Origin of the sequence: Stenotrophomonas maltophilia (assembly GCF_001274595.1) — a bacterium.
Taxonomy (GTDB): Bacteria; Pseudomonadota; Gammaproteobacteria; order Xanthomonadales; family Xanthomonadaceae; genus Stenotrophomonas; species Stenotrophomonas forensis.
Genome location: NZ_CP011010.1, coordinates 1,501,907 through 1,514,182, shown reverse-complemented (window position 1 = coordinate 1,514,182; position 12,276 = coordinate 1,501,907). Strand labels below are relative to the sequence as shown.

Below are 12,276 nucleotides of genomic sequence, written 5' to 3'. Positions count from 1 at the left end.
TGCTCCGGTGCTGGCGGGCGACAGAACTTTGTGCTTCTTCTGGTAGAGCCGACCGCTGGTCGGCTGTCTTTTGAAGAGCAGCCGACCAGCGGTCGGCTCTACCGGGTGGTCGCCGGGAATTGCCCAGCGCCTGCGGCTCAGTGCGCCGGGGCGCCGTTGCCGTCGATCTTGCTCAGCTGGTAGAGCTCCAGGCCGATGCGCTTGATCAGGCCCAGCTGCTGCTCCAGCCACCAGGCATGGTCTTCCTCGGTGTCCTTCAGCTGCGCCAGCAGCATGTCGCGGCTGACGTAGTCACCCTTCTCTTCGCACAGCTTCATGCCGGCGGCGAGATTGTTCCGAACCGCGTATTCAGTATCCAGGTCCTTCTGCAGCATCTCCTCCACGGTCTTGCCCGGCTCGGTGGCATGCGGGCGCATGTCCGGGTCGCCGCCCAGGAACAGGATGCGGCGCAGCAGCGCGTCGGCGTGCTGGGTCTCTTCTTCCATCTCGTGGTTCAGGCGTTCGTACAGCGCGAACAGGCCCTGGTCCTCGTAGCGGCGGGAATGGATGAAGTACTGGTCGCGGGCAGCAAGCTCGCCGCGCAGCAGTTCCTTCAGGCAGGCGATGACGTCCGGGTTGCCTTTCATGGGGGGCTCCTGTGAATCGATGCGGCATAGGGTGACGCATTTCCGGCGACGGTGATCTAATCGGAATCAGTCGCAGTTGCGCCTGCGGCTACAATCGACCCTCGAGCGTGGAAAGGACGTGCGATGCGACGTACATGGCGTTGGGTGCTGGGCGTGTTGATCGCCATCGTGCTGGCCACCGTTCTGGTGCTGTGGCTGCTGCTGCGCGGCAGCCTGGCCGACCTGGACGGCGAGCATGCGCTGCCGGGCCTGGCCAAGCCGGTCACCGTCGAGCGCGATGCGCTGGGCGTGGTCACCATCACCGCCGGCAGCCAGGCCGACGCGATGCGTGCGCTGGGCCGCGTGCATGCGCAGGAACGCTATTTCGAGATGGACCTGATGCGGCGCAGTGCCGCGGGCGAGCTGTCGGCGCTGTTCGGGCCGAAGGCCGTCGACGCCGACAAGCGCATGCGCGTGCATCGCCTGCGCGCGCGTACCGAGACGAACATGCAGGCCGCGCTGGGCAGCAACAGCGAGGCCGTGGGCGCCTACGTCGCCGGCGTCAATGAGGGACTGGCCGGACTTCCGGTGCGGCCATGGGCGTACCTGCTGCTGCGCCAGGCGCCGCAACCCTGGCGGGCCAGCGACAGCGTGCTCACCGGGCTGGCCATGTACGCCGACCTGCAGGATCCGGGCAACCAGACCGAGCTGGCGTTGAGCCGCATCCGCGCGGTGGTGCCGCCGGCGCTGTACGCCCTGCTCGCCCACGATGGCAGCGAATGGGATGCGCCCCTGTTCGGCGAACCAACCGGCAACGCCGTGCTGCCCGACGCCAGCCAGCTCGATCTGCGCACATTGCAGGGAAAGCCGGGCACCAGGCAGGAAGAGGCCGATGCGGTCGGCAGCAACAACTTCGCCGTATCCGGTGCACTGACCGCCGACGGCCGCGCCATCGTCGCCGATGACATGCACCTGGGACTGCGCGCGCCGGGGCTGTGGTTCCGCGTGCGCCTGCGCTACCCCGACCCGCAGGCCGCAGGCGGCCAGGTCGATGTCACCGGTTTCTCGCTGCCCGGCCTGCCGGCGGTGATCGTCGGCAGCAACGGGCACGTTGCCTGGGGCTTCACCAACAGCTACATCGACACGGCGGACTACCGCACTGAACCGGCCAACGCGGCGGTCACCGTGCACGACGAGCGCATCGCGGTGGCGGGCCAGGCCGACGTGCTGTTCCCGGTGCGCGAAACCGCCTGGGGACCGATCCTGCACACGCATGCCGATGGCAGCGGCGATGCCCTGCGCTGGGTCGCGCAGCTGCCGGGTGCAGTGCGCCTGGACTTTGGTGACCTGGCTCGTGCCGGCGATCTGGAAGCCGCCCTGCACTTCGCCGACCAGGCCGGCATCCCGGCGCAGAACCTGGTGATCGGCGACCGCAGCGGACGCATCGCCTGGCGCCTGATCGGCGCCCGCCCCGACCGCGGTCCCGGCTGCGCACCGGCCGGCTTCAACGCCGCCAGCAACCAGGACTGCGCGCCTTGGCCGATCCGCAGCGACGCCGCACCGGCACTGATTGATCCACCCAGCCATCGCCTGTGGACCGCCAACGGCCGCGTCCTCGACGGCGAGGCATTGGCCAGCGTCGGCCATGGTGGTTATGACCTCGGCGCCCGTGCGCGGCAGATCCGCGACCTGCTGGCCATCCAGGAGCGCTTCGACGAGCACGACCTGTTGGCAATCCAGCTCGACGACCGTGCGGTGTTCCTGCAGCGCTGGTGGGCACTGCTGCATGACGTTATCGAACGCAGTGACGATCCCGCGCTGAAGCGGTTGGGAGAGGCCAGCCATCAATGGGGCGGCCGCGCCTCGTCCAGCTCGGTCAGCTACCGGGTGGTGCGCGAGTTCCGCTCGCAGGTAATGCAGACGCTGTCTGACGCATTACTGGCCCCGGCCAACGCTCGACTGGGAGAGGACTACCTGGACCCGCGGCTGGCGCAGCTGGAAGGCGTCGCCTGGCCGATGCTGCAGCAGCGCCCGGCCAACCTGCTGCCCCCCGCCTTCGACAGCTGGGATGCGCTGTTGAACGATGCGGCACGCCGAACCGAGGCCGAACTGTCCAAACAGGGCCCGCTGGCCCAGCGCAGCTGGGGCGAACGCAACACCGCGGCGATCTGCCATCCGATCGCACGCGCGCTGCCGGACTTCGCAAAGCGCTGGCTGTGCATGCCGGCCGATCGCCTGCCCGGCGACCGCGACATGCCGCGCGTGCAGACGCCGAATTTCGGCGCCTCCGAGCGGATGGTGGTCTCGCCAGGCCACGAGGCCGATGGCATCGTGCACATGCCCGGCGGCCAGAGCGGCCATCCGCTGTCCCCCTACTGGGGGGCCGGCCATGAAGACTGGGTGCATGGCCGACCCACCCCGTTCCTGCCGGGCAAGGCCCAGCATGTGATGACGCTGGTGCCTGCACGTTGACGATCGCGGCCAGATCCTTCTCCCAAAGGAGAAGGAATCTGACCCCGCCATTGCCGACCAGCGGCCGGCACTACCGCCGGCGCTAGGCAAGTGCCTGTTCGTGCACGCCGGCAATCGCACGACCGGACGGGTCGGCCGCTGCCGCGAAGCTGGCATCCCATGCAATCGCCGCCGGCGACGAACAGGCGATCGACTTGCCGCCCGGCACCGTCTCGGCAGCTGCGCGACTGGGGAAGAACTGCTCGAACAGGTGGCGGTAGTAGTACGCCTCCTTGGTCTGCGGCGGGTTGTGCGCGAAGCGCTTGTCCGCGGCCGCCAGCACACGGTCGCTCACCTGTGCTTCGGCATGCGCCTTCAGCCCGTCGATCCAGCCGTAGCCGACGCCATCGCTGAACTGTTCCTTCTGCCGCCACAGGATGCTGTCCGGCAGGTAGCCGTCGAACGCCTCGCGCAGCACCGCCTTCTCGATGCGACGGCCACCGAACCCGGCGCCGACCATCTTGTGCGCGGCGTCGAAACGCATCGCCACGTCGAGGAATTCGCGATCCAGGAACGGCACGCGCGGCTCCACGCCCCAGGCCATCATCGACTTGTTGGCGCGCAGGCAGTCGTAGTTGTGCAGGGCATCGAGCTTGCGCACCAGTTCATCGTGGAATTCGCGCGCATCCGGCGCCTTGTGGAAGTACAGGTAGCCACCGAAGATCTCGTCGCTGCCTTCGCCGGACAGCACCATCTTCACCCCCATCGCCTTGATCCGCCGCGCCAGCAGGAACATCGGCGTCGATGCGCGGATGGTGGTGACGTCATAGGTCTCGATGTGGCGGATCACTTCCGGCAGTGCATCCAGGCCTTCTTCGAAGGTGTATTCGAAGCCGTGGTGCACGGTGCCCAGCGCTTCGGCGGCAATCGCTGCGGCCGCCAGATCGGGCGAGCCCTTCAGGCCGATCGCGAATGAATGCAGGCGCGGCCACCAGGCTTCGGTCTGGCCGCCGTCCTCGATGCGACGGCGTGCATAGCGCGCAGCCACGGCGGCGACCAGCGAGGAATCGAGGCCACCGGACAACAGCACGCCGTACGGCACGTCACTCATCAGCTGGCGTTCGACCGCATGCTCGAAGGCCTGGCGAAGCTCGGCCAGGTCGGCCTGGCGGCCCTGCACATCCGCGTACTCGCGCCACGGCTGCTGGTAATAGCGCACCAGTTCGCCGCTGGCGCTGTCGAAATAGTGGCCCGGCGGGAACTGCGCGACGTCTGCACAGGTGTCCACCAGCGCCTTCATTTCCGAGGCCACGCGCAGGCGACCCTGCGCATCATGGCCCCAGTACAGCGGCACCACGCCGACCGGGTCACGCGCCACCAGCACGCGGCCGCTGTCACGGTCCCACAGCGCGAAGGCAAAGATGCCGTTGAGCTGCTCCAGCCACTGCGCCGGCGATCCGCCCTGGCGGTACAGCGCGTTGATCACTTCGCAATCCGAGCCGGTCTGGAAGTCATAGGCGGCGGTCAGCGCGGCCTTCAGCTGCTGGTGGTTGTAGATCTCGCCGTTCACCGCCAGCGCCAGCTGGCCATCGGCCGACAGCAGCGGCTGCGAGCCGCCGGCCGGATCGACGATGGCCAGCCGCTCGTGGACCAGCAGTGCGCCTTCGTCGAGGTACACGCCGCTCCAGTCCGGGCCGCGGTGGCGCTGGCGCTGCGACAGTTCCAGCGCGTGGCGGCGCAGGGAAGGAAGATCGTCACCGGCCTGCAGGCCGAAGATTCCGAAGATCGAACACATGGCGGAGCTCCTGTTGGGGGAATTCACGGGGTGGGAAGGTGTTCGACCGGCCATCCAGGCCCGGGTGGGGCTGCGCCCGGGCACAAAAAAACCCGCATCGGCCGATGCGGGTTTTCTGGTGTCCGGGCGTATGTTGCTGTCTATCTACCCAGGGCGCAGTCCCGCATCGGCCGCGCACGATTATTCGCGCGCAGATTATTGCGGTTGTTGTTGTTGACGGCGGTGGCCAAGTGGATCGACATGGCATCGACCCTACCCCGGTTTCCGGCACGGTGCAACAGTTGCGTCGGCAACCAGCCGGACCGCCTGGCGGCGCATAATGGCCCACCCCGAAATGTGTAACTGGAATGCAACACAGCAATGGACGCACCGGGGCGCTGGCCGCCCTGCTCTGCCTGGGCCTGGCCGCATGCCAGACCGTGCCCCCGCCCTCGCCCCTGCCGCCAGCCCAGCTGCAAAGCCTGGAGCAACGCGGCACCGACGGCAGCTTCGACGGTGCCTGGGACACCGCGCAGACCTTCGAGCACTTCAACGATCCGCGTGCGATCACGTACTACGAGCGCGCCGCCGCGATCACGCCCTGGACCTTCCACAACACCAAGGCGGAAGAAGCACTGGGCCGGATCTGGACGTCCGGCACGCTGCGGCATGCCGACAGCCCCCATATCGATCCTGCACCGGTTCTGCGTGCGTCGTGGCGACGTGGCGAACGCGCCTACCTGGCAGCGGCCAACCACGGCAATCCCTACGCGTTCCATGAACTCGCCACTGCCTATCGCGCGCGCAGCGACGCGCAGCTGGCGTTGCGCTGGGACCTGCGCGCGATGATCTACCACCGCTATCCAAGCCGTTCCTCACGACTGCCGGATGCGGTGGCCGCGCAGGCCGGCACCGTGCACCCGTTGGTGGCCCGCATCCAGCGACGCGCCGAGCGCGGCGATGCCGAAGCGCAGGTGGACCTGGGCGCGCTGCTGGAAAGAGGCGTGGGCCTGCCGCGCGATCCTGCGCGCGCCCTGCAGCTGTACCAAAGCGCCGGTGAGCAGGGTAACGTGTTCGGCCAGTACTTTGCAGGGCTGTTGCTGGGGCGGAGCGCACCGGGCGTGGAGAAGGATGCCGATGCAGCGTCGCAATGGTTCGCCAGGGCCGAGGCGCAGCACTTCTACATGGCCGCGCCGAGCTATTGGAAGAAGGCGATCGAGCCGCCGTTCTTCATTTTTTCAGAGTAGAGCCGAACCATGCTCGGCTGCTTCTGCCAGGAAAGTCAGCCGAGCATGGCTCGGCTCTACAGGAAAGCAGCCTCAGCCGGAGGTGTGCCGACCAACGGCCGGCACCCACCCTCCTCACACCAGCAGCCGTTCCACCAGCCGCTGGTACAGCCCCGGCAGTGCTTCCAGCTCGTCCACGCGCACGTTCTCGTCCACCTGGTGGATGCTGGCGTTGACCGGCCCTACTTCGATGCACTGCGCACCCAGCGGTGCGATGAAGCGCGCGTCGGAGGTGCCACCGCCGGTGCTTTCCTCCGGCGCACGACCGATGTGTTCGGCCAGCACGGCACGCGCAGTGGCGCGCAAGGTACCTTCCGGGGTGTAGAACGGCTCGCCGCTGCGATGCCACTTCAGCGTGTACTGCAGGCCATGCCGGTCAAGCAGTGCGGCGATCTCCGCCTCCAGCTTCGGCGCGTCCCAATGCGGGTTGTAGCGGATGTTGAAGTCCACCTCCAACTCACCGGGAATCACGTTGTTGGCCCCCGTGCCGGCGTGGATGTTGGAGATCTGCAGGCTGGTCGGCGGGAAGCTCTCGTAGCCCTCGTCCCAACGCTGCGCACTCAGTTCGGCCAGTGCCGGCGCGGCCTGGTGGATGGGATTGCGCGCCTTTTCCGGGTACGCCACATGCCCCTGCACGCCCTGTACGCGCAGCTTGGCCGACAGGCTGCCGCGACGGCCGACACGCAGCAGGTCACCCAGCGTCGCGGTCGACGAAGGCTCACCGGTGATGCACCAGTCGATGCGCTGGCCACGCTCGGCGAACAGCCGTGCCACATGGCGCACGCCATCGATCGCGTCGCCTTCTTCGTCGCTGGTCAACAGCACCGCCAGCGTGCCGGGATGATCGGGGTGCGCGGCCACGAACTGCTCGGCGGCGACCACGAACGCAGCCACGCTGCCCTTCATGTCGGCCGTGCCACGGCCATACAGCACGCCGTCACGGATTGTCGGCGTGAACGGGTCGCTCGCCCATGCCTCGCGTGGGCCGGGCGGCACCACGTCGGTGTGTCCCAGCAGCACCAGCACCGGCGCGCCATGGCCGTGGGTCGCCCACAGGTTGTCGACCTCGCCCAGGCGCAGGTGATCGCAGTGGAACCCAGCCTGCTTCAGGCGTGCCGCCAGCAACGCCTGGCAGCCGGCATCGTCCGGCGTCACCGAAGGGCGTGCGATCAGCTCGCAGGTCAGGTCGAGGACGGCACTCATGCGCCGCCCACGCCGAAGCGCGCCTTGAATCCGTTGTCACTGAAACCCTGGCTGACCGTGCCGTCGGCGGTTACCACCACCGGGCGCTTGATCAGCTGCGGGTACTCACGCAGCAGCAGCTTCCACTCGGCATCCGAGTCGGCCGCCTTGCGGTTGTCCGGCAGCTGCCGCCAGGTGGTGGAGGACTTGTTGACCATCGCCGCCAGGCCACCCAGCTGCGCGGCCCATTCCAGCAGGGTTTCCGGGCTGGGCTTATTGTCGCGGTAGTCGACGAAGGTGTACGGCACGCCGAAGCGGTCCAGCCACTTGGTCGCCTTCTTGCAGGTATCGCAGTTCTTCAAACCGTAGACAGTGGTGCTCATGGCCATCTGTGATGCTGGAAAACAGAGGGCCAGAATCTCACAACAGGCGCTCGGACACGACCCGGAACGGCACCGCCGGCAGCCGCAGCGCCAGCCCTTCGGCCAGGTTCACGCCCATCGCCTGCAGGCGCGGACAGTGCGCTCCGCCCTCCAGCTGCAGCGGTTGCAGCTGGGTGGTATCCACCGGCAGATCGATGCGGGTGCTGGCCCAGCGCCCATCGCAGGTACGTGCAATGGCCTCGTCCTGGCAGGTCAGGAATCGCAACCGCGCGTCATGGCCATCGCAGAACCCGGCCCATGCCGAAGGGTTCCAGCCTTCGGCGGCGCGCCACTGCAGATGCAGCGCCGGGGCACTGCCCTGCCCGCCTTCGATCCAGGTCTGCCCGCCGCCATCGGCGCGTATCTGGTGTTCGAACCGCGTGGACAGGTGGGGTTGCATCGCATCGCTGAACGCGCGTGCACCGGCCACGAAGGCCAGCTGGTCCATCACGTTGCGGTCGAACAGCACCACCGGCGTCCCGTCTGGAGCATCGTCCCGGCGCAGGTACCAGCGCCAGTTGCTCTGGCGTGGCGAGGGCATCAGCGCGCGCAGCGGTCCGGCCATGCCGGGCCCGAAATGGCCATGGCGATAGCTGAGGATGGTGTACGGCGTACGCCCTTCATGCACGACGTAGTGATGGCCCGGCGGCGGTGGCGGTGCATGGCGCACATCGACCCACCAGCTCACATACACCACGTCGCGCACGTCGCTGACCAGCGCCGGTATCGGCCAGCGCCGCGACAGCGCACGCCGCAGCCGGGTCCAGCGTGGGGCGTGCAGCAGGCGAGGCAGCATCCGCCCGAACAGGGTGTCGGACGGATGCCGGTAGATCGCGGACTGCGCCAGGTCTTCCGGCGCCGTCACCTTCAGTCGGCCAGGCCGCGCAGCAGGTCGTTGACGCTGGTCTTGCTGCGGGTCTTCGCATCGACCTGCTTGACGATCACCGCGCAGTACAGCGAGTGGGTACCGTCCTTGCTCGGCAGCGAACCGGACACCACCACGCTGTACGGCGGGATGTAGCCGTAGCTGATCTCGCCGGTAGCGCGGTTGTAGATGCGCGTGCTCTGGCTGAGGAACACGCCCATGCCGATCACGCTGTGGTGGCCGACCACGACGCCTTCCACCACTTCCGAACGCGCACCGATGAAGCAGTGGTCTTCAATGATGGTGGGGCTGGCCTGCAGCGGTTCCAGCACGCCGCCGATGCCGGCGCCGCCGGACAGGTGGCAGTGCTGGCCGATCTGCGCGCAGGAGCCGACGGTGGCCCAGGTATCGACCATGGTGCCTTCGCCGACGTAGGCACCGATGTTGGTGAAGCTCGGCATCAGCACCACGTCCTTGCCGAAGTACGTGCCGCGGCGGGCGATCGCACCCGGCACCACGCGCACGCCGCCACGGCGGAACTTCGCTTCGTCATAGCCGGCGAAACGCGATTCGACCTTGTCCCAGAACGGCGCCGGGCGCGCATCGACCACCGCCATGTCGTTGACGCGGAAGTACAGCAGCACGGCCTTCTTCAGCCACTCGTTGACCTTCCAGCCGCCATGGCCGTCCGGCTCGGCAACCCGGAACTCACCGCTTTCCAGGCCATCGATCACCCGGTTCACCAGCGGCTTGGTCGAGCCTTCCAGCTCATGCAGGGTCAGCGTGGCGCGGCGCTCGAAGGCGCTCTCGATGCCGAACTTCAGCTCTTCCACGCCCGGCGCGGCCGGCTTGCGCAGCGACTTGCGGGCAATGGTTTCGGCGCGCGCGGCTTCGGCGCTCTTGCCCGGGGCCTTCTTCGGTGCAGCCACCTTCTTCGCCGGGGCCTTCACCGCAGCGGCCTTCTTCGGCGCGGCAGCCTTCTTCGCGGCCGGCACGGCGGCAGGTTTCTTGGCCGCTGCGCTCTTCGGGGTCGCGGCGGTTTTCTTGGCGGGCTTGGTGGCCATCAGGCGGGGTCTCCGGCGTTTCGATCAGGGTCCAGGCAGGCCAGCATCGCGTCATGCAGCTGCTGCCGGGCAGGTTCAGTCAGGGGGAGGTCGTGTTCGTCACTGATCACGAAAGTGTCTTCGGCGCGTTCGCCGAATGTGGCAATGCGCGCGTCATGCACGCGCAGGCCCTGGTTGCGCAGCACGAACGCCACGTCGGCCAGCAGGCCGGGACGGTCGGGGGCGACCAGGGCAAAACGGGTCGCGCCGGGCTCATCGCGGAACTCGATGCGCGGGGCAAAGCGGAAATGGCGCAGCTGCCGTGGCACCACCCGGCGCGAAGGCCGCAGGCGGGTCAGGTCACCGCTGAGCGCCTCGCGCAGCGCAGCCTCCAGGTTGGCGCTGCTGCCATCGGCGAAGGTATCGGCCGGGTTCACCTCGAAGGTATCGAAGATGGTGTCGGCAGGGCCATCCAGCACGCGCGCGCGGTGGATGCCATAGCCCTTGCGGTCCAGGGTCATCACGATGGCGGCGAACAGGCCGTCGCGGTCCGGCGAATGCACGAACACTTCCAGTGCCGGGTCGTCGACGCTGATCCGGCGCACCTTCACCAGCGCCTGGCCCTGCTTCACCGGCACCAGCGCGGCCGCCTGCCAGGCCAGCTGCTCCGGCCGCAGCCGGATGAAACCTTCATCGGGCATCACCGCGAACTGGCGGTCGATGGTGGCATCGTCGTAGCCCTGCTCGCGCACCAGCGCACGCACGCTGTCACGCGCCTCGGCCACGCGCTCGGCCGCTGGCACCGGGTGTTCCAGCCCTTCGCGCAACGCGCGCCGGGTGGCGAAATAGAGATCGGCCAGCAGGCGGTCCTTCCACGCGTTCCACAGCTTCGGGCTGGTGCCGGCGATGTCGGCACAGGTCAGCAGGTACAGGTAGTCGAGGCGGTCGCGGCTGCCGACCAGGGTGGCGAAGCGATGGATCACCACCGGATCGGCGATGTCCTGCTTCTGCGCGGTCACCGACATGCGCAGGTGCTGTTCGACCAGCCATGCCACCAGCTCGGTATCGGTACCACTCAGCACATGGGCCTGGCAGAACGCGCGCGCGTCCACCGCACCCAGCTCCGAATGGTCGCCGCCACGGCCCTTGGCGATGTCATGGAACAGGCCGGCCAGCAGCAGCAGTTCCGGCTTGCGCAGGCGTGGCCACACTTCGTGCGCGATCGAGAATCGCTCGTCGGCACGACTGCTGGCGAACAGGCCGATGTTGCGCAGGACCATCAGCGTGTGCTGGTCGACGGTGTAGACATGGAACAGGTCGAACTGCATGCGCCCACTGACCTGGGCAAACGCGGGAATCCACTGCCCGAGCACGCCCAGCCGCGCCATGCGCGAAAGCGTGTCGACCGGGCGCTGGCCACGCAGCAACGCCAGGAACTGCTCGCGCGCATCGGCGTCGGCCACGTCGTAGGCCGGCAGCACGGGCAGCGCTTCGGCCAGCGCGCGTGCGGTCAGCGAATGCAGGCCGCGCACCTGCGGATTGTTGGCCCAGCTGGCGAACAGCGCGAATACCTGGCCGATGTCGCCGCGCGGCCAGTCGGCATCATTGGCCGCCAGGTAGCCGCGCCGCAGGGAAAAGCCCACGGTCAGCGGTTCCGGCTGCGCCTCGCCATCGAACTGTTCCTCGAAGCGCTGCAGCAGGCGGTCGCTGATCCGGCGCACCACCAGTGCGGCGCGATAGAAGCCCTGCATCATCTTTTCGACACCAAGGTTCTCGGCGTCGTCCTCAAAGCCCAGGCGCGCGGCCAGGGTCTTCTGGTAATCAAAGCGCAGGCGCTCTTCCGGGCGGCGCGCCACCAGGTGCAGGCCGAAGCGCAGCCGCGCCAGCACCGCGCGTTCGCGCTTGAGCGCGGCCGCTTCATCGGCGCCCAGGTGGCCGAGCCCGACCAGCGCCTCCAGGTCACGCACGCCGAAGGCGCGCAGCGCCATCCAGCCCAGCGTATTGAGATCGCGCAGGCCGCCGGGGCCATCCTTCAGGTCCGGCTCCAGGTTGTCGGCGGTATCACCGAAGCGCTGGTGGCGGTTGCGCAGTTCTTCCAGCTTGGCCAGGAAGAACGTACGCGCCGGCCACAACTCGCGATCATCGATGGCCTCGCGCAGGGCGCGACGCGTGGCCTCTTCGGCCAGGATCGGGCGCGCCTCGATCAGCGCGGTCAGTACGGTCTGGTCGGCCGCCGCCTCGCGGCATTGCGATGCCGAACGCACCGCATGGCTGACGGCCAATCCGCAGTCCCACAGCAGCGCGAACAGGCGCGCCAGTGCCGGCTCGTGGGCCAGCTGCGCCGACGGCTCGCCGAACACCAGCAGGTCGATGTCCGAGCGCGGGAACAGTTCGCCGCGGCCGTAGCCGCCCACCGCAAACAGCGACAGGCCACTGTCGGCCGGCAGGCAGCGTTGCCAGGCCAGGCGGATCAGATGGTCGGCTGCGCGTGCGCGCAGCGCCAGCAGGCGCTCGATGTTGTCGCCCTGGTCGAAGCGGCGGTACAGGCGCGCGTCGGCCTGCTGCAGCGCCTGGCGCGCGGCAGCAGCCCAGTCCGGGTCGTTGAGCGACGCGGCCGGCGTGTCCAGCAGCGAACTCGCCGGCAGCAT

At 68.3% G+C, this 12,276-nt stretch carries 9 protein-coding genes; 2 read left to right on the top strand and 7 right to left on the bottom strand.

All coding sequences use genetic code 11. The features are described from left to right. Positions 1 to 137: 137 nt before the first annotated feature. Positions 138 to 626 (bottom strand): bacterioferritin, encoded by a 489-nt coding sequence (gene bfr / locus VN11_RS06960; protein ID WP_004151115.1) that lies wholly within the window; start codon positions 624 to 626, stop codon positions 138 to 140. A 123-nt stretch (positions 627 to 749) separates the two neighbouring features. On the opposite strand from bfr, the gene VN11_RS06955 reads away from it, so the two are divergent. Next, complete coding sequence (locus VN11_RS06955) at positions 750 to 3,077, top strand: penicillin acylase family protein (RefSeq protein ID WP_053449227.1); 2,328 nt, start codon at positions 750 to 752, stop codon at positions 3,075 to 3,077. Between the two features lie 82 nt (positions 3,078 to 3,159). On the opposite strand, the gene asnB is transcribed toward VN11_RS06955, so the two are convergent. Continuing rightward, entirely contained in the window at positions 3,160 to 4,851 is a 1,692-nt protein-coding gene (gene asnB / locus VN11_RS06950) for an asparagine synthase B (RefSeq protein ID WP_053449226.1), read from the bottom strand. Positions 4,852 to 5,198: 347 nt separating this feature from the next. Here asnB and VN11_RS06945 point away from each other — a divergent pair, with 347 nt between their 5' ends. After that, on the top strand, positions 5,199 to 6,077 hold the full coding sequence (locus tag VN11_RS06945) for a tetratricopeptide repeat protein (protein WP_053449225.1): 879 nt from the start codon (positions 5,199 to 5,201) through the stop codon (positions 6,075 to 6,077). A 114-nt stretch (positions 6,078 to 6,191) separates the two neighbouring features. On the opposite strand, the gene dapE is transcribed toward VN11_RS06945, so the two are convergent. Genes dapE through VN11_RS06920 form a run of 5 tightly spaced genes read right to left on the bottom strand, consistent with a single transcriptional unit; the run spans position 6,192 to position 12,276 of the window. Continuing rightward, positions 6,192 to 7,319, bottom strand: coding sequence for a succinyl-diaminopimelate desuccinylase (dapE, locus tag VN11_RS06940; RefSeq protein ID WP_049456745.1), 1,128 nt, complete (start codon positions 7,317 to 7,319; stop codon positions 6,192 to 6,194). Next, positions 7,316 to 7,687 (bottom strand): arsenate reductase, encoded by a 372-nt coding sequence (locus VN11_RS06935; RefSeq protein WP_174213496.1) that lies wholly within the window; start codon positions 7,685 to 7,687, stop codon positions 7,316 to 7,318. Before VN11_RS06935 ends, dapE begins: the two co-directional genes overlap by 4 nt. Before the next feature lie 31 nt (positions 7,688 to 7,718). Next, positions 7,719 to 8,585, bottom strand: coding sequence for a hypothetical protein (locus VN11_RS06930; RefSeq protein WP_053449224.1), 867 nt, complete (start codon positions 8,583 to 8,585; stop codon positions 7,719 to 7,721). Positions 8,586 to 8,587: 2 nt separating this feature from the next. Then, a complete protein-coding gene (dapD, locus tag VN11_RS06925; RefSeq protein WP_053449223.1) occupies positions 8,588 to 9,649 on the bottom strand; it encodes a 2,3,4,5-tetrahydropyridine-2,6-dicarboxylate N-succinyltransferase in 1,062 nt (353 codons plus the stop codon). Then, complete coding sequence (locus tag VN11_RS06920; protein WP_053449222.1) at positions 9,649 to 12,276, bottom strand: [protein-PII] uridylyltransferase; 2,628 nt, start codon at positions 12,274 to 12,276, stop codon at positions 9,649 to 9,651. The genes dapD and VN11_RS06920 overlap by 1 nt, the downstream gene beginning before the upstream one ends.